Source organism: Bartonella sp. AP36NXGY, from assembly GCF_042195865.1.
Taxonomy (GTDB): domain Bacteria; phylum Pseudomonadota; class Alphaproteobacteria; order Rhizobiales; family Rhizobiaceae; genus Bartonella.
This window is the reverse complement of record NZ_JBHIPD010000011.1, coordinates 1-19,639: the sequence shown is the minus strand read 5'-3', so window position 1 is coordinate 19,639 and position 19,639 is coordinate 1. Positions and strand designations below refer to the sequence as shown.

Sequence of the window (19,639 nt, the reverse complement as noted above, 5' to 3'; positions counted from 1 at the left end):
TAGTCTCCCTCATTTGAAAGTAAGATTGAACAATAGTGTTGAAGGGGAAGTAAAAATGTCTGTAGTGCAATATGGTGATGATAGTTTTGCGGCAAAAGCAAAAGTTCTTGATAACAACCTTATTGATCGTGATTGGGCGATGACAAAATTTGTTGCTGCTGTTAAAGGATTAGCTCAAGTTGTTGATTATGAAAGCAATATGCTAGAGAGCAGTGGTGTTCCAGATTACGAAGAAATAAATTTGCGTAAAATACGTGGTTTGCGTGATCTTAATAAATCCATGAGTGATGTGAAGCGCTATATGAATCAAGATATTGAGCATGAGGTTGAAAGTTTGTTGTCTGATTTACAAGAAAAATTACAGCGTAATAGTGAATTACTTCAAACACATTTAAATGCAGTTAATGATCTTTCTAGAGCTATACAGCTATCTGGACGTGCAAAAGAAATAGAGGAATAAATTCAAATCTGATTAATACGGGCTGTTCTAAGTAATGACAATAATTAGGTAGGGCAGTTGATTTGGATAAATAGTGCGTTTAGTGAGTAGACTTGTTTTAAGTGCATTTGGATATTTAAATTATTATCCTGATGTACTGTAAAACGCTGTTCTTAAAACAGTGTCTTTTAAGGTGTCGTGATGTGAACCGCATGCTGTGGGAAGCTGGCTGGAAGAGGACTAAGAGAAGGCGGATTATTTACAGAGCATTGTTTGCAGACTGAGTTAATAGGGAGCTTCATTTTTTAGTTTAGGGAAGGCGATTAAGAGGATATTTAGACCAGCCTGTGATGCCTTAAAAACAGCTTCCTTGGGGGTGTGGTAATGTAAGGTTTATACATTGAGTCTTTTGCTTGCATTTAGCAGATCTGGCGGCGACTTACTCTTCCTTGCCTTAAGGCAAAGTACTATCAGCGCTGGAGTGTTTCACGGCCGAGTTCGGGATGGGATCTGGTGCGTTCACTCCGCCATAACCACCAAGTCAGCAAAAAGCATGAATGATGAAGAGTATGTGATGAATATTGCCTATAAGCTTCATGGAATATTGTCCTTTAAAGTGTGGTGATATGACGCGGTTCGTTGTTTAAATCTATATGCTTGAGATAAAAATTAAAGCGGTTTATTATTTCCTTCTGCTGTTTTTAGTTTTTGTATGTCAGATTGGAGAGAGCATCCAGATCTGAGTGGATATAGTGCGTATATCTTTGTTGGCGTAATATTTGAAATGGGGAGGCAATCTCATTGGGAAAGAATAAAGAGGTAGAAATCAGCTTCCCTCTGTTCCGCCGTTCTTTAATTTAGCTTTATGTCTTTCAAAAGTATCTAAAGCACTATCTGTTAAATAATGAAGATTCAGCATTGTTTCACGCTTTTTTTATTGTGTTTTTTACTGCGGGCATGTCCTTCATGCACGACAAAATACTCAAAATAGAATGGATTTGTTATTCCTAATTCACGGCCTTGTTTTAAAGAGATATCTAAGCTCTCAAGTCTATTTTGTGATGGTGTTTGTGGGGCGGCGCAACGACATCTTTGATGCAACGGTGTTTGTGAATGGTATAATAAGAAAGTTCCCATGGAAATAATATAAAATCTATAGGGCGCGACCATCTTTATGCTTAATAAAAGAGCAAGTTGATATTGTTATATTTTTCAACACTGTCATATTCTTTGTTTGATCCCAATGTTGCTACAGCCCTTGGCACTTGAGATAGTTCATTAGAGGCATTTTTAATCCTTTCTTAATAGTTTTTTATCCCTATGGCTCTTCCCCCTTGTCACTTGTAAGAGATATGGTTTTTGTTGATTCAACATGGAACAGGTCTAAAATGAAAGAATCTGACGATATTCTGGATTCTCATTTAACATGGAAAACAATTAACTGTCTTTATAAATCAATATCTTGTCTTATAATGGAGCTGCTGTAGCATTGAGATTTTAGAGGAAAAACTTGCCTTTAAGAATTTATACCAGATACTAGTCTTTATAGCAGGTATATTAAATGTACATCATCTAAAATAAATGGAGCGTCCACAGCGAAGAAGGGGCTGACTTTTTTTAAATCGGCATAAATGCTTATTCTGTTGTGCTGTAAAAACATCATCGCTTGAGGTGTGGTGATAATATAAGACATAAAATTTTATGCATGGGGTATTTTGATGAGAGAATGTTATGGTATTTAGTTTTTTATTCAATATGCAAAAGAAATATTATAAGTCAAAATCTTCTTTGATGTGATAATGATTTTTGAGAATTAAAAAAATATATAAATTTAAATAAAAAAGCAGCACTTTGTGCTGCCTTTTTTATTTAAGTTAAAATTAACTTCTGCTTTAGAAACGATAACGTATTCCGCCAGACAAATTGGTGCCAGATACACCGGCTTTTTGCAGTTTTTGCCGATAGCTGATATCGGCGTTTAGTACGATATTTTGAGAAAGATATGCATTCACCCCCATGCCTCCCTCAACTGAAGAGCCGGTAGGATCAACATGAAAGGTATCAGCAATTTTTATTGTTTTACCATCGCCAAAAGTTCTGATAACATTCATTTTACCATAGAAGGAAACAGCCTTGTTTTCTTCAACAGCCATTATCGTTTTTGTTAAACGTCCACCAAAACGGATCAACCATTGATGTGGATTGCCCATGTCTACTTTTAAGCCATTGGTATCTGAGAAAATATCAAACATGAGATTTTGATAAATGAATTGAGCTTGTGGTTCAAAGACAAGCCCTTTTGTATCGGTTGCTAATTTCTGACCAATGGTTGCAGATATATTAAGCATCTCGGTACCATCCAATTTTGCGGCATTCCTAACAAGAGCTGTGGTAATATTTCCTTTTAAGGTTCCGTAAGAAAGAAGAGCGTTGACATATATACCATTGCTATGCTGGATGCCGCTATAAGCGGTAAGTGACCATTTATCAAGCGTTGTCTTTTCAGAATCTTGCATCTCTTTTGGCGTAAAGGCAAGCTTTCCGTACGTTCCTAAAAGACCAAAATATGCGCTTATGTCTTTGCTTTCTAAGGCGGCTAATATGCCTCCTAATTGTAAGGCAGTATAGTTTACATCAGCACCATAACCATAGTGCAGTGGATCGCGGTTGGAAGATAGGGTGACCTTCTCGCCGTAGGAAGAGAAAAAGATACCATTCTTTTTATTGTCTTTTGCCCCAAATACTGTTGTTTGCATATTGTCTAACAACGTGTTTTGATTGTTTACATCAGTAAATCCAGCAGAAAATAAAGTATTAGATATGGTTAAATAGTTTGCTACCTGTGGTAAAAGGGCCCGAACTTTTTTGTCTTTATCAATGTAGGCATTCTGTAAGCGGAAATCCCAGAAATCACTATTCTTCTTGCCAAAAAGATTTTGGCTCTCATGAGATGTTCCAGGCTTATAGCCTGTGAGTACATATTTATAAGGTTGTTTCCCTATTGTCATATAGTTTCCTGCTAACGTGAAGGAATTTTCGTTTGCTTGTCCGGAAACTTGAATGATTGAAATCCCATGTGTCCCTAAAGGAAGAGAAGCCATCTTCTCTTCCCAAACAGCAGAGCTATCGGTTTGGAGATTGATGTGAACAACAGTACTTCCTGAGACATCACCATTAATCACAATGCGATCAGTTTGTTGTTCCGTGATAGGAGAATGTTTATCCCATTGAGTGTTTACATAAATCTCTGCAAGACCCGCTGTACTATAAATCGCTGCTGTGTGAGTTGTTTCGTCTTCTTGCGAAAGATTAGGTCCTATAAACAGAGTTTGATAATGTCCCTCAATGGGCTTGTCAAACATAATGGCACTGTTTGTAAGGTGCAATTCAGAAAGATTAGAGTATGATTTTTCATCAACACCAAACTGTCTATAGTCATTTAAAATATTATCATTATTTGTGGCATTTTTATTCGCCTTTACAAGCCATTTCGTCCTCTCTTTTAGATCAAAAACTGTTCTATTATCTTTAGAAGTTCTTACCCGACCTTCTAAAGAAGAGTGGTCTGCAACTAATGTAATGGTGTTTGTGGAGGCACTTTCGTTCTTGATATTTTTTAATAAAATATCGGCATGAACTTCTGAATTTTTAAGGTTGACTTCCCCGTCTACGCCTGTTCCATAAAGGTTGATACCGCTACCATGTTCAACAAAAAGCTTTGTATTCTCTAGGATTACTTTATCTTTATTAGGAATAGCTTGTTCTTGAACGACATTGTTATTCCTTTCAGCATTGCGTGTATATCGTTTTCTAGGGGTATAGTATTGATTATTGCGGAAAATAATACCGTCTGCTTCATAATTTCCCGTGACGTGTACGCTTGAATCCTTAAGTTTGATTGTGCCCTCCATGTTTACCAAACCAGCTGTTTCTGCTGTTACAGTAATGCCTGTAGCATCAATTTCTCCACCATCTGATACGCTTAGTGCAACAAAACGCGCATCAACTGTTCCCCCTATCATGTTGACTTTTGAATTATTTCCCTCTGCATGTACAGCAAAACCATTGTCTTGAATTTTTTTGTTATGTAGCGTTATGATCTTACCGTTTTTAGCTTCAACTCCAGCGCTTATATCCTCAATTTGTGTAGACTTTTCAGGTTGTTTTATTGGTGATATTGGTTTTTCAATCTCTGATTTTTCAGATATTTTTTGTGCAGATGAAGATTGCACTGGCGCTGGTTTTGCAGATTTTGGTGGTACCAGTAATGTTGGTTTTTCAGTTTCTACTCTTAAAGATATTGGCTGTGCGAGTTCTGGTTCATTAGATGTTGGTATTTGCTCTGTTGTTGGTTTTGTAGGTTCCGTTCTTGTAGGTTCAGACTTTGTAAGTGCTGGTTGTAAATTCGGTGAAGGTTGTGTAGGTTCTGGCTGTGAAGACACAGCAGAATTCGATAGTGTTTTTTCGCTGGAAGAGTCTGCAGAAGAGGAGGGCGCCCCTGAACGTCTTCTAGATTTTGCTTCCATTCCTGTTGTTGAAGATTGTATAATAGGAGTGTTTTGTGTTGTAGGGTTAGATTGTACACCTTCTGTAACTTTAGTCTTTGGTGTTTGTGTACTTCCTTGACTAAGATCAGAGTTTTGTTTTGAAGAAGAAATTATATTTCCAGCTGAATTTCCTTCAAGTTGTGTTTTGGGAGGTAGAGTGCTTGTAGAAGTAGGCGTTGTAAGTTTACTTCCTGTAGAAATAGGGCTTGCGCTCGTTCTTGTGGAGCTAGGTGCTGTAGGGGGAAGGAGGCCATTAGGGGTTGAAGATGGATATGATGGCATAACTTGTCCGATTCCATCATATAGATCTTTATACGGATCAAAAACTCCGGATAGATTTATTTGTGACTTGACACGAGCAGGTTGTAGAGAAGAAGAATCTATCGTTGTTGATGGATTTGTACTATGAATAGCATAAGACATACTGGTGAAAGAACAAAACAGAACTCCAGAAACTGTGTATAGTAAGAAGCTTTTTTTCATATGGATGTATTCCTAAAATATTTCTCCCCTCTCTCATAAAAAATAAAACTTTGGCCTCATTATGTCTCTTTTGTAAGAGACAAAACGAAACATAATGAGAGCGCGTTATATTTCAAGATAGGAATACAAGTATTTTTAAAAGTGATAGCGCATTCCAGCGGCAATATTTATTGCAGAGATGCCAGCTTTTTTGAATTTATGTTGATAGCTGATATCACTATGAAGCTCTATATTTTGCGATAAGTGCGCCTGAATACCAAAACCACCTTCAATTAAAGATTCCATAGCAGCAAGCGAAAAGTTTTCACTAAAAGTTTTGATCATGTTCAGTTTTCCGTAGAAGGAAAGGGCATGGCCTTTGTTTTGTGTCAAACGTCCACCAATACGGAGCAACCATTGATGAGGTTTGCTTATGTCTATTTTAGAATTATCGCCATCTGATTTAGAGTTATCGTCATCTGAGAAAGAGCTCTTATCTGATAAAGAACCAAGCATGAGACGTTGATAAACAAGTTGTGCTTGCGGTTCTAGGATTACACCTTCAAAACTGGTTGACAGTTTTTGACCAACAGTTGCAGCGGCTCCTAATGTTTTACTATTCTTCACTTTTGAGGTATGTTTGATGAGAGCTGTAGCGTGATTTTCTTTGAAAATTCCATAAGAGAGAAATGCACTTGCATAGATGCCACTGTCATGCTGAATATTTCCATATGCGGTGAGTGACCATTTATCAAACATATTTTTTTGAAAGCTCTCCTTGTTTTTAGGAGTAAAAGATAATTTCCCATATGTTCCGAAAAGACCAAAGTTGCTGCTGATATTTTGATCTTTTAGCGCTATTAGTGTTGCTCCTGCTTGCAATGCAGCATAGCGAATATCTGCTTGGATACCATCTTGTTTTGCTTGAACCTTAGAAGAAAAGGTGCTTTTATTGCCATAAGAGGATAAGAAAACGCCTCTCTCTGGATGATCTTTGGGCTCAAACATTGTTATTTGCATATTGTCTAACAAGATATTTTGATTGTTGACATCACTAAACCCAACAGCAAACATCGCAATAGGCATGGTTAAAGAACTTTCTCCTTGTGGTGTAAGAGTTGTGCTTTTTGCTGTTCCATCAAGAGAAGTAGAAGCTGCGGTTGCTTTATCATCATCTGTAAGTTTAGAGGTGCTCTCTGTAGCCGCGGTAGCAGTATTCTCAACCTTTGGGAGCAATTTCATATGCGCTTTTTCTGATGTATTAAGAGTCGTTTTTGATTCCGAGGAAGTGGTGTTTGTTTGGGGATCAATATCAGATTGCGAATTTTCATTTATTTTAGGCTGTCTCATTCCATGATCTGTTCTTGTGAATGAAGTGTCCGTTGGAGGAGGGGATGTTTTTTCTTTTCTCTCCACGTTGGTTATTCCATCCGCGTTCAAAGTCTCTAATACTGCTTTGCGTAAAGTATTGGAAAGTTCCTTGTTTTGTCCTTGTAAAGCACTATCCACTTGTGCTGCTTTATGTAATATTTCTGCTTTATTTTGCAGTTTGTGCCAATCACGATTGTCTTGGCTCACCCATTCTTGGTGTGCAGCATTAACACGCTGTTGGTTATCAGCTTCAAGGATTGCTGCCGCCTTTACGGCATCGGAAACTGCTTTGTCGTAGCCACGTAATAAATTCCCTGCCTTTATCAACCGGCTTTGTCGTAAGTGATCAAGCTGTGCATTGGCCTTCATCATGTGTTGCATATCCAGATGATGATATTTAGCCATAATATTATCTACAGTATTATTCACATCTATAGTATTATCCACAGAGCTATAGAGTCCATTTGAGAATTGTTTATTGACAGATCTTAAATACTCTTCGAGCATCTTCCTAACAGACGAATTATCTTCCATCATGGCGCCAGAGGCGATCTTCTCAAGATTCTTTTCTGCTTGTGTTGGTGTGCTTATTAAATCAATGGCATGGCGATATTGTTCAGGTAATTTCATAATCTCTTCAATGGCATGGCGTTCCTGGGGGCTTAGAGCAGAGGCGGTGCTGGTAGATGTGAAGTTAAAAGAAGAAAAAAATAAAGCACAAGCGGCTGTACATAACAAAAGATTCTTATGCATAGAGATGTTCCTTAAGATATTTTCTTTATTTTGCTAAAAATGAACCACTTTTTGACACATTACGGTTTTTTGTAATGTAGTTAAGCAGCACTGTTTTCATCTCAGCGCTGCTTATGCGTCAAAATAGAGAGCTAAGATTTCTAAAAGCGATAACGCATTCCTCCGGAAAAATTAATTCCAGAGAACCCAGCTTTTTGAAGTTTATGTTGGTAATTAACGTCAGCATGAAGTGCGATATTTTTAGAAAGCTGCGCGTTAATGCCAAGCCCACCTTCAAGGGAAGAGCCCATAGAATCGAGATGGAAAGATTCCATAACATCGATAGTGCGCTCCTCACCAAAAGCTTTGATGACATTCAATTTACCATAAAAAGAAAGAACACGATCTTTTTCAATAGGAAGCATTGTTTTTGTTAAACGCCCTCCAATACGGACCAACCATTGATGAGGGGTCTTTATATTAACTTGGAAGCCATCAATATCTGAAAGAGTGCCAAAGGCAATATGTTGATAAATAAGTTGTGCTTGTGGTTCAAAAGACAGCCCTTCAACACCAGTTGCTAGTTTTTGTCCAACGGTAGCTGATATATTTAATGTATCCGTATTGTTTAATTCTGTGGTGTTGCCGATAAGGGCTGTTGTAATATGTCCGTTTAAAATGCCGTAGGAGAAAAGTGCATTAATATAGAGACCATTGTCATGGTGGAGATTCCCATATACCGTAAAGGACCATTTATCCAGTATGCTTTTGTCAGAACCTTCCATGTCCTTTGGCGTAAAAGCGAGCTTTCCATATGTGCCTAAAAGACCAAGATTCGCGGTTATATTTTGATTTTCTAACGTTGTTAATGTCATGCCTGCTTGTATAGCAGCATAGTGAACATTAGCACCATAACCATATTCCAATGGACTACGGCTGGAAGATAACGTCATCTTGTTGCCATAAGTCGATAAAAATATCCCTTTTTGTTTATGACCTTCTAATCCAAAAACTGTTGAGTGCATATTATCTAACAGTGTATTTTGATTGTTTATATCAGCCAAGCCAGAGGAGAATATTGCATTATGCATAACCAAATAGCTTGCCATTTGAGGAACAAGAGCTTTGATTTTTCCTTCATCATCAAGAGTCGCATTTTGTAGACGGAAATCCCAAAACTCTTCACTTTCTTGCAAGAGACTTTGCTGTTTGTCAGCTCTCCCACGGCTGGATGTTGGTCCATAGCCATTTAATACATATTTATAGGGCAATCCACCCATTGTAGTGTAGCCATTTGCCAGCGTGAAGGCGGCTTCCTCTGCTTTTCCAGACACCTGAACAAGTGAGAGACCACGCGCATTCAAAGGAATTGAAACTTCATCATCATCGAATGGTTCTGCACGCTTTGAAAGATTGTTGAAATAGATCGTTGTGGTGCCTGAGACATTACCATGAACGAGAACACGGTCAGTTTTTTGTTGTTCTTTTATAAGACCATTACTCCATTCGGTATTAAAGTAAATCCTTGCGTTGCCCAATGCATTGTAAACCGTTGTTGCATCGAAGCTTCTGTTTTGCTCTGCTTTTGCAGCTTCAGCTGTTGGCTGTTTTCCCACATGCAAGGTTTGATATTGATTGTCTGCTAGTTTATGCGGCGCATTAAATATAATAGAGCTATTATTAAGGTTCAATACTGAGACAATAGACTGTGCACGTTGTTTAATATCAGTGAGCAAGTATCCTTTAGAGCTGTCAAATTCTTTGTCTACTTCAAATTGACTAATCTTTAGGGACCACTTGCTGTTATTGTTGAGAGTAAAAATCGTTGTATTTTGAGGTAAAGTCTTTGCTCGTCCTTCTATAATCGAATTGTCAGCGCTTAATATAAAAGTGCGAGGATCGATATCTTTTGAGTTTTCTGGGATTTTATTTTTTAATAATATATCAGAACGAATTTCTGAACTTTTAAGTTCTACCTCAGCAACAGATTTTGCATAATCTGGTCCTAGAATACCAATACCATTTTCAACAAGAAGTTTTGTGTTGGTAAGAATTGCTTTATTGATAACTTTTTCGCCCTCTTTTACTTGGGAACTTGGGATGTAATCAAAAAGGATACCACGACTTTTGTGATGTCCGGAAACATTTATGATTGAATCTTCAATATGGATGATGCCGTTTGAAATTTCTAAACCACGGGAATTTGATTTTCCTACAGTTTTTTTAGCATGAATACGTCCACTTGTTGTTGCGGTAAATAAATTTGAGTCTGAACGCATTGTTGAATTTGTAATGGTGATAAAGGCTTTGTCATCAGCAACCACTGTTGTATATGCGCTGCGGATAAAAACGTTATTAAAGTTTTTTTCTTCTCCTGCTTTATCCGCACGAGCCATAACCATTGTAGGAGCTGATGTATTTGCATAAGTTGAACCGAAATGAGAAAAAATCAAAGTTCCAGCAATTGTACATAACAAAAAATTTTTCTTATAAATATATTTCTTACACATAGATATGCCTTTAGTATTTGGTATGCTTTGATGCTTACTTCATTCCCCTGATGGCGCAAGTACCCAGACAGCTTCTATATCATTATGTTTTTATTGTAAACAACAAAACGAAACATTGCGTCGTGTTCTTTATCGTTTAAAAAATGATTTTAGAAGAGCTTTTAAAATAGAGATTGCAGTTAGAAACTATGAATTGCAGAAAAGCTAGATTGATCAGTATTCTGTTTAAAAGTGTTAAGAAACAAAATATTTTGCAAGGATGTTTGTTGCTTAAGGCTGTTGTTATGGAAACTCTACAAAATTTTTGGAGAAGCTGTTGTTGTGTGCTTACAAAAAGCTTTTAATTGATTTTCTTACACAGAGAATTATTTATTACGTGTTTTAAAATACAAAAAATTTTATTAAAAGCATTTGATTTTTATAAATCAAAAAGGCAGCTCTCTTGAGAATTCAGTATTCATTTAGAGATAACAGATTTTATTACATTTGGTTTGAGTGAGATTAATTGGCTCAAGAAAGGTGGTAGAAAGAATAGTTGTTAACGGTTCTTTCCGATAGATTATAAAAAGGCAGCACATTTGCACTGCCTTTTATTAAAATGAATAGAATATAAATTGTTTTTTGCGTTTTCTTAAAACTGATAGCGTATTCCACCTGAAAAGCTTGCTCCAGATATACCAGTTTTTTGAAGCTTATATTGATAGTTAACATCAGCATGAAGGGCGATATTTTGTGATAATTGTGCATTTACACCAAATCCACCTTCAAGGGCAGCTCCTATAGAATCAAGGTGGAATGGTTCACCAATCTGTATCGTACCATTGTTAGAAAAAGCTTTAACAACGTTTAGTTTACCATAGAAAGAAAGAATACCGTCGTTTTCAATAGAAAGCTTCGTTTGCGTTAAGCGTCCACCCACACGCACTAAGTATTGATAAGGATTTCCCATATCCACATCAAAGCCATCGACATCTGAGAGTGTGCCAAGCATGAGGCGTTGATAAACAAGTTGTGCTTGTGGTTCAAAGACCAATCCTTTCTTACTGGTTTCGAATTTTTGTCCAATGGTTGCTGATGCACTGAATGTATCAGCATTTTTCAATTCTGCAGTCTTTCCTATGAGAGCTGTGGTGATATCTCCCTTGAGCATTCCATAGGAGAAGAGCGCATGGATGTATATCCCATTATTATGGCGCAGCCCACTATATGCAGTAATTGACCATTTATTGAGTGTACTCTTGTCAGCACCTTCCATGTCTTTAGGGGTGAAAGCTAATTTCCCATATGTCCCCAAAAGACCGAAATTGGCGGTCATATTTTGATCTTCTAGAGCTGCTAATGTAATGCCTGCCTGTAAAGCTGCATAGTGAATATCGGCACCATAGCCATATTGTAATGGCGTACGGTGAGAGGATAATGTCATCTTATTTCCATAAGTTGAGAAGAAGACTCCTTTGTTTTTATGATCTTTTGTCTCAAAGGTGTTTTCCTGCATCGAGTTGAGTAAAGTGTTTTGATTGTTTATATCAGCCAGTCCAGCTGAGAATAGTGCGTTAGGCATGGACAAATAGCTTGCTACTTGAGGAACGAGAGCTCTGATCTTTCCTTCATTATCGAGAGTCGCATTTTGCAAGCGAAAATCCCAGAAATTCTGATTTTTTTCCAAGATGTTTTGTGCGTTGTTTGCTTGTCCAAGGGATGATGAACCGGTATTTTGCGCTTCTTTCTCTTTTGGTGAAACACCTTCAATCATTGTTCCTGATGCTGATATCGTGTAGATTGTGTAGTCTTTGAGGGTATTTTCTTTTGATTCTTGTGATATTCCGCTAAAATGACTTTGTGTGCTATCGGCTGTCCCATGGCTGGATGTTGGACCATAGGCTTTGAGTATATATTTATAAGGCAATCCCCCCATTGTGGTGTAGCCGTGTGCAAGTTTGAAGGAATCTTCATTTGCATTTCCAGAAACTTGAATGAGTGAAAGACCACGCATATTCGAAGACACAGAATCTTCAGCTTTTAATATCTCACCTTTCGCAAGGTTCTTGATATGGACTGTTGTGCTGCCTGATACATCACCATGTATAAGGAGGCGGTCAGCTTTTTGCTGTTCTTTTACTAGACCATCACTCCATTCAATATTAAAATAAATTTTTGCATCGCCTGTGGCATTGTAAACTGTATTATAAGTGCTTTCTATATCGGGGATTGTACTTCCCTCAGGTCTACGAACCTCAGCTGTTCGCCCTACATACAAGGTATGATAATGATCTTTTTCCCGCCCTTGTGGTGTCTTAAATATGATAGAACTATTATTAAGATTCAGTACTGAAACGGTAGAAAGGGCTCGTTGTTTAATATCACTGAGCTCATAGTTAAATACATTAAAGTCAGTATCGACTTCCTCTTGAGAGGTCTTTAAGTACCATTTGCTTTTGTTATTCAGAGTCAAAACCGTTGTATTGACTTTTAAAGTTCTTGCTCGTCCCTCTATTGTTGAAATATCAGCGGTTAATGCTAAAGTTACAGGAAGAGTATCGTTGTCATAATATTTACGTTTCGTTTTATTTCTCAATAATACGTCAGATCGAATTTCTGAGTCTTTAAGTTGAACTTCAGCAACGGCTCTTGAGCAGTAGGGACCAAGAATACCGGTACCGTTTTTCACAAGAAGTTTTGTATTGCTAAGAACAACCTTATTGACAACTTTTTCTCCACTTTTCAGTGAAGAATCTTTTGTTTCATAAAAAACGATACCACCGGCACCTCCTCGTTGGACGGTTATGGTTGAATCTTCAACGTTGATTATACCATTCTTTGTTTCTAAACCTTTGTACACTGTATTTGCTTTAATTTCTTTAGCATGAATGCGTCCACCTTCTGATACAGAAAGTGCAGACATTTCCGTGTGTATTGTTGATTTTACAATTGTGATAGCTGCTTTATCATGCGCTAATATTCCAGGTCCTTTATCGCGGACAAGAACATTATTTAAAGTCTTTTCTTCTCCCTTATTTAATTCAATCTTCCCAAAAATTCCAGGAGTTTCAGGAGCCGATGTATTTGCATAAGTTGAACCGAAATGAGAAAAAATCAAAGTTCCAGCAATTGTACATAACAAAAAATTTTTCTTATAAATATATTTCTTACACATAGATATGCCTTTAGTATTTGGTATGCTTTGATGCTTACTTCATTCCCCTGATGGCGCAAGTACCCAGACAGTTTCTATATCATTATGTTTTTATTGTAAATAACAAAACGAATTATATCGATGATGTTCTCTATGATTTGAAGTTTTGCTTCAGAAAAACTTTTTTTCATGATCATAAAAAGTTGAGAAAAGTGGATTTCATAAAACCTAGCTTGGTTAAGCTTATGCTAAAAGCACTATGAAGTATGATATTTAAAAATTGTCTATTAAAGATAATCGTTATAAAAAGCTCTATAGCGTTGAGATGTATTATTTGATGCACTCACCAAAACGATCAGCAAATTTTTTCTGCTATAAGAAGAAGAGATGAGGGGGCTATTCACAGGCTTTCTTTAAAGAGGCTAAGGGTACCAAAGTCCATTTTTCTAAGGAAGCACAGCCCATTTCGCGATGGTGTTCATGAATGCTATAACGCTAAAGCCATAGAGTTCCATCATCTTTACGCTTACGAAGGAGCAAGCCCATCGCACTTTGCTAGCTCCCAATGTTTGTGACAAGCCCTTGGTTCTTGAGACAGTTCATGAGAGGACTTCTCAGGCTTTTCTTATATAACTTTTCTCCACACGCCAGCCCTGCTTGTAACGTGCAAGAAAATTTTTAATTGTTTCAACATAAAACAAGTTTGAAATGAGAGAATCCTACGATATTAGGGACTCTCATTCAACATGGAAAACAAAGAATTATCTTTATAAATCAATATACTGTATGGAATTAGAGGGATAAGCATTGTCAAAATGGTTTGCCTAAAAACGGTACATGGACATATAAATGAATCCTTACAGGGTGGTGTTAAGCTAATGGATTGAAGAAACAGGAGGATAAACATAGAAAAGGTATGAAGAGAGAGTTTCTTTTATCATTATCTTTTCCAATGTAGTCTTCTTTTTATTATCTAAAAATACACTTTGCTTAGCTTTATAGACAAATTCGATAATGAATATGCCGCGTGACTCGTGTAAATAGGAGGGAAGGAGATCATTGAGGAGAAAAGAAAAAAGTTTCAGGGGATAAGAATAGTAGCTTACATAGATTAAAAAGGCAGTATGTATACTGCCTTTTTTGTTAAATTGAATAGAATGAATAGGCTATTTACAGACTTTCCTTAAAACTGATAGCGTATCCCTCCTGAAAAGTTTGTTCCGGATATACCAGTTTTTTGCAGCTTTTTTCGATAGTTTATATCACCATGGAGGGCTAAACTGCGAGACAATTTTGCATTGATGCCAAGCCCACCTTCAATAGAAGATCCTGTAGGATCAAGGGGAAAGGTGTCGCCAATCTGTACTTTACCATCATCACCAAAAGTTTTGAGAAAGTTCACTTTTCCATACAGAGAAATGACACGGTTCTTTTCTGTGGAGGTAGTAGTTTTTGTCAAACGTCCACCAATGCGTACTAACCATTGATAAGGTTCACCGATATCAACTTTAAGATTATCAGCATCAGAAAAGGCATTAAAGATTAGACGCTGGTAAACAAGTTGTGCCTGGGGTTCAAACGTGAGGGCTTTAATACCCGTTGTGAATTTTTGACCTATTGTTGTTGAGGCAATTAACATTTTTATATCATCGACTTTAGTGGTACTGTTAGCGATGGCTGTAGAGATATTTCCTTTCCAGATCCCATAAGAGAAGAGTGTATCCATATAGAAACCGCTATTATGCTCTATACCGCTGTAGGCTGTGACTGCCCATTTGTTAAGCGTACTCTTGTCTGCATCTTCTATATTTTGGGGGGTGAGGGATAATTGAGCATAGGTTCCGGTAAGACCCCAATATAGGATTGTATTTTGGCTCTTTTGTGCAGAAGCTGTAAAACCTGCTTGTGTAGCAGCATAGCGAATGTTTGTGTTATAGCCATATTGTTGTGACGATAGGGTTGCGATACTTCCATAGGAAGAGAGAAAGAATCCATTTTTTTTGACGTTATCTTCGATCCCTATAGCTGTTGTTCTCAGATCAGCTAACAGAGTACTTTGTTGAGCCATATCGATAAAACCAGCGTAGAAGAGAGCATTAGGTACGGCCAAATAGCTCGCTACTTGTGGTAAAATAAATTTCTGCAAACGGAAATCCCAGAAATTATCATTTTCTCCCAACAGGTTTAGTGTTTCATTTGCAGCACCATAGCTGGATGTTGGTCCATAAGCGGTAAGCCTATATTTATAAGGTGAACCAGTTGCTTGGATATAACCATTGGCTAATTTGAAGGAATTTTCATCTGCTTTCCCGGAAACTTGAATGAGCGAAACTCCACTGGTATTAGAAGAAGGGTGAAAAGCTTCTGTTATATTATTGCTATCTTTGAAATCACTCATAACATAAACTGTTGTTGTACCTAAGACATCTCCTTGGATCAGAAGTCGATCATTTTTTTGATCGATTATATCAGAGCTCTCAACAGATCCAACATTAAAAGAAATCTTTGCGTCACCAGAAGCATTGTAGACTGCTTGCGTGTCTGGTTTCCCAGAACCTATATGCAATGTATGATAATGGTTTTCTGTCGGCTGTTGAAAAACAATGGAACTATTGTCGAGATTAAGTATAGAAACATCAGAATGAGATCTTTGGGCAATATCAAGTAACTTGCCCGCATCATCTTTTTCTTTTGTGCTAGTGTTTACGAACCATGTTGTATCGTTTTTGAGATCGAAAGTTGTTCTGCTGTTTTCGTCATTTCTTACTCCCCCCTGTAAGAGAGAGTTTTCTGCGGTGAGTGTAAAGATTTGATCAGGTTTTGGCGTATCATGAGTTATACCCACGAATAACCTGTCGGCACTGATTTTTGAATCTTTGAGGTTGAGTTTACCATTTGATGAATTGTTGGCAACAATACCCGTTCCATCTTCGACAAAAAGGTTTGTATTGGTCAGGTTGATTCTTGAAGTCTGATCGTTTTTGGAGTCATCAATGCTTATCCCATTGCACTGTGCTTTCGCAGAAATATCTGTGACATCAATATATCCGCCATCTTTTAAGACAAATGCAGCTTCTTTTGCTTTTACAGTTCCTCCAGTCATTGTGATTTTAGATTGTTCACCATCTGCATGAAGCCCATTATTTTCAGATGTTACTATAACATTCTCATTTAAAGTAATTGTGCTGCCTTGCTTGGCTTGTACCTCACCGCCAAAGGAACCGCCGTCCGTTACCGTTATTTGGGAATTATCATTAGCCAAGAGAGCCTTTTGTGCGTTCTTAACGGTGATATTTTTTAAAGTAACCGTGCTTTCCTTATCAGCACTTACACCTGTGGTTATCGGTTTATCATTGCTGCTGCTTGTTATCACGACATTTTCTAACTTGTTGTTGTCACTCTTGCTGTTTTCAAAAGAAGCCCCTGTCTCGGAAACAGTGATAGATCCTCCTGTCATTTGGATGATACCATTGTCTTTTGCCTCAAGTCCGATGATAGCCTCTTTAATGGTTGCATTATCATGCAAATTAATCATGCTGTTAGGACCAATGGATTTTGCGCCAGTTCCTTTGTTATCTGTGGTGAGAGTGATATCTGTGACATCAATATATCCGGCATTTTCTGTCAACAGAGCACTTTTTTGCCCTTTTACAGTTCCTCCAGTCATTGTGATTTTAGATTGTTCACCATCTGCATGAAGCCCATTATTTTCAGATGTTACTATAACATTCTCATTTAAAGTAATTGTGCTGCCTTGCTTGGCTTGTACCTCACCGCCAAAGGAACCGCCGTCCGTTACCGTTATTTGGGAATTATCATTAGCCAAGAGAGCCTTTTGTGCGTTCTTAACGGTGATATTTTTTAAAGTAACCGTGCTTTCCTTATCAGCACTTACACCTGTGGTTATCGGTTTATCATTGCTGCTGCTTGTTATCACGACATTTTCTAACTTGTTGTTGTCACTCTTGCTGTTTTCAAAAGAAGCCCCTGTCTCGGAAACAGTGATAGATCCTCCTGTCATTTGAATGACACCACTGTTTGCCTCAAGTCCGATTGCAGCTTCTTTAATTGTTGTATTGCCATGCAATTCAATTGTACTGTTGGGGCCGTTAGCCCATGCACCTTTTCCATTGCCATCTGCCATTAGAGTGGTATCTATGCCATCAATATATCCACTATTTGCTGCAACTAATGCATTTTTTTCCCAGTTACAGTTCCCCCAATCATCGTGATTTTGGATTGTGCACCATTTGCATTGAGGCCATATTCATCAGAGGACACTGTAACATTGTTCTTTAAAGTAATTGTAGAGCCTGTACCAGCGTATATTCCATGCTCTTTTGCATTAAAGTATCCTCCTGATACCGTTGTTTGAGAATTATCCAACGCTTCTATACCCACTTTTACTTGAGTAACTGTTACGTTTTCCAAGATGACTTTACTTTCCTTATAAAGAGCTATTCCTTTTTCCATTAAGTCATCTTTACTGCTCGTTATTGTCACATTTTTCAGCTTGTTTTTATCACTTTTGCTATCTTCGAGAAATAAGCCTACTGTAGGAGCAATAATACCTACTGCATTCATTTTTATTATACCACCGTCTGTTGCCATCACACCGATTTCTTTAGCCTTAATCGTTGATTCTGATAAGTCAAGAAAGCTATTAGGTTCGATAATGCGTACAGTGCTCAACCAGTCGTCCTCCATGTTTTTGCTGTCGTGAATTATTGCTAAATTTTTTCCAATTATTCCACTACCTTTTATCACTATTATACCGCCAACAGTGAAGTTGGATGCTTCCTCAGTTATTCCATGAAAATTCATTAAGATTTTTTCGGCTTTTACATTAGTATGAGCATTAAACAGCGCGATTGTCGCAACAGCTGTACAGGATAGTAAAAATTTTTTAGACATGAAGATTTTCCTTAACTTATAAGCCTCCGCATATTCTCTCCCCGCTTATAAAAAGGATAAAGAACACACAATTTTCATCGGGAGGTTATATTATTTTAACTTTTATATAAAATATTTATATAATTTTATACTTTATTTATTTTTACATTTATATAGTAAATTTATTATTTACTTGTATTCTATAATAAATTTTTATTAAATGGTTTTTTATTTTGTAAATAACTATGTAATTTATAATTTATAAAACAAATTATTAAATATAAACTATTATAATTTCAATCACATAATGAATTTAATATTTGTTTTCTGTATATCTAAAATATATTTATGTATATACTTAAATAATACTTATGATGATTGATAAAGCTTTAGCTCTTCTTTATGATTTCCTGAGCATTTTAGATAAATTGAGTACAAAGCATTGTGTTATGTTTGTTATGCCTGATTGGATTTTCTGCGCAAAAAGGTATTTTGCAGCAGATCTTCTGCCGTAAAGAGGTGAAGGGAATTCCTTTAAAGAAAAGCTAGTACATCTACTGCATGAAGAAGAAAGAGGTTTCTTTAAGGAATAAAAAGGACTTTAGCAGAAAAGAAAAGCAGGGTTTATTTACAAGAGGTAATATCAACAAAAGGGCTACATAATATTATAGAAAATTAAAAAAGCTGCACAATACAGAGTTGTGCAGCCTTTCTGTGCAAACGAACGGGAAAGCAACGCTCGCTTTTACACTTTTTTCAGTCTCATACGCTTGTACATGTGCTTTCCTTCTCATGTAGGGCACAGGCTGCTCTGCTTAAAATAAGAGGTTCCGAGAAGAATTTCCTTTCCTTAAAACTGATAGCGTATACCACCTGAAAAGCTTGCACCACTTATACCAGTTTTCTGAAGCTTTTGTTGATAGCTTACATCACCATGAAGCGAGAAATTGTGGGAGAGTTGTGCATTGATGCCAACGCCGCCTTCAATTGCAGGTCCCATAGGATCAAGGTCAAAATCTCTGCCAATATGAATGGTACTATCATCACCAAAGGTTTTGATCAAGTTTACTTTTCCATAGAAAGACATCGGACGGTTGTTTTCAGTGGAAATGGTTTTTGTCAAACGTCCACCAATGCGTACTAACCATTGAGAAGGATTTTTCATATCAACGGTAAAATTATCAGCATCTTCAATGGTATTAAACATCAAATGTTGATAGGCAATTTGTGCTTGTGGCTCAAATGTTAAACTTTCCATTCCGGTTGCAAACTCTTTGCCAACAGTGGTGGAGATACTCAACATTTTGGCATTTTGCAATTTTGCGGTTTTGCCAATGATAGCATTGCCGATATCTCCTTTTAGAATTCCATAGGATAACAGTGTATCCATATAGAAACCATTGTCATGCTGCACGCTGCCATAAGCTGTTAGTGACCATTTATCCAATGTGTTCTTACTGGCATCCGCTATGTCCTTTGGAGTGAAAGACAGCCGCCCATAGGTGCCTACAAGACCGAAATGTGTTGTGGTATTTTGTCCTTCTAATGCCGC

8 protein-coding genes and 1 rRNA gene are annotated in these 19,639 nt (G+C 37.2%); 1 reads left to right on the top strand and 8 read right to left on the bottom strand.

Going from position 1 to position 19,639, the window contains the following annotated elements; genetic code table 11:
• The first annotated feature begins 55 nt into the window (after nt 1-55).
• A complete protein-coding gene (locus ACFINX_RS05955; protein WP_273790974.1) occupies nt 56-460 on the top strand; it encodes a flagellar protein FlgN in 405 nt (134 codons plus the stop codon).
• 405 nt (nt 461-865) lie between these two features.
• On the opposite strand, the gene rrf is transcribed toward ACFINX_RS05955, so the two are convergent.
• From rrf to ACFINX_RS05915, 8 genes are all read right to left on the bottom strand, one after another.
• A 5S ribosomal RNA gene (rrf, locus tag ACFINX_RS05950) occupies nt 866-980 on the bottom strand.
• Nucleotides 981-2,331: 1,351 nt separating this feature from the next.
• Nucleotides 2,332-5,469: an autotransporter outer membrane beta-barrel domain-containing protein gene (locus ACFINX_RS05945; protein ID WP_375668477.1), complete on the bottom strand. Its 3,138-nt coding sequence runs from the start codon at nt 5,467-5,469 to the stop codon at nt 2,332-2,334.
• Between the two features lie 135 nt (nt 5,470-5,604).
• The gene (locus ACFINX_RS05940) at nt 5,605-7,572 is read right to left on the bottom strand and encodes an autotransporter outer membrane beta-barrel domain-containing protein (protein WP_375668476.1); all 1,968 of its coding nucleotides are present in this window, start codon (nt 7,570-7,572) and stop codon (nt 5,605-5,607) included.
• Nucleotides 7,573-7,712: 140 nt separating this feature from the next.
• Nucleotides 7,713-10,061 carry an autotransporter outer membrane beta-barrel domain-containing protein gene (locus ACFINX_RS05935; RefSeq protein ID WP_375668475.1) on the bottom strand — a complete coding sequence of 783 codons (2,349 nt, stop codon included), beginning with the start codon at nt 10,059-10,061 and terminating at the stop codon, nt 7,713-7,715.
• Between the two features lie 631 nt (nt 10,062-10,692).
• Nucleotides 10,693-13,215 (bottom strand): autotransporter outer membrane beta-barrel domain-containing protein, encoded by a 2,523-nt coding sequence (locus ACFINX_RS05930; protein WP_375668474.1) that lies wholly within the window; start codon nt 13,213-13,215, stop codon nt 10,693-10,695.
• A 1,162-nt stretch (nt 13,216-14,377) separates the two neighbouring features.
• Entirely contained in the window at nt 14,378-17,338 is a 2,961-nt protein-coding gene (locus ACFINX_RS05925) for an autotransporter outer membrane beta-barrel domain-containing protein (protein ID WP_375668473.1), read from the bottom strand.
• Between the two features lie 44 nt (nt 17,339-17,382).
• Complete coding sequence (locus ACFINX_RS05920) at nt 17,383-18,108, bottom strand: right-handed parallel beta-helix repeat-containing protein (protein WP_375668472.1); 726 nt, start codon at nt 18,106-18,108, stop codon at nt 17,383-17,385.
• 829 nt (nt 18,109-18,937) lie between these two features.
• Nucleotides 18,938-19,639, bottom strand: a 702-nt coding sequence (locus tag ACFINX_RS05915) for an autotransporter outer membrane beta-barrel domain-containing protein (protein WP_375668471.1), incomplete at its 5' end; no start/stop codon positions are given.

What these genes read in the sequence shown, in the direction of transcription:
- ACFINX_RS05955 (WP_273790974.1), top strand. Translation starts at nt 56, where the DNA reads ATGTCTGTAGTGCAATATGGTGATGATAGTTTTGCGGCAAAAGCAAAA.
- ACFINX_RS05940 (WP_375668476.1), bottom strand. Translation starts at nt 7,572, where the DNA reads ATGCATAAGAATCTTTTGTTATGTACAGCCGCTTGTGCTTTATTTTTT.
- ACFINX_RS05945 (WP_375668477.1), bottom strand. Translation starts at nt 5,469, where the DNA reads ATGAAAAAAAGCTTCTTACTATACACAGTTTCTGGAGTTCTGTTTTGT.
- ACFINX_RS05920 (WP_375668472.1), bottom strand. Translation starts at nt 18,108, where the DNA reads ATGTCTAAAAAATTTTTACTATCCTGTACAGCTGTTGCGACAATCGCG.
- ACFINX_RS05935 (WP_375668475.1), bottom strand. Translation starts at nt 10,061, where the DNA reads ATGTGTAAGAAATATATTTATAAGAAAAATTTTTTGTTATGTACAATT.
- ACFINX_RS05925 (WP_375668473.1), bottom strand. Translation starts at nt 17,338, where the DNA reads ATGGCAGATGGCAATGGAAAAGGTGCATGGGCTAACGGCCCCAACAGT.
- ACFINX_RS05930 (WP_375668474.1), bottom strand. Translation starts at nt 13,215, where the DNA reads ATGTGTAAGAAATATATTTATAAGAAAAATTTTTTGTTATGTACAATT.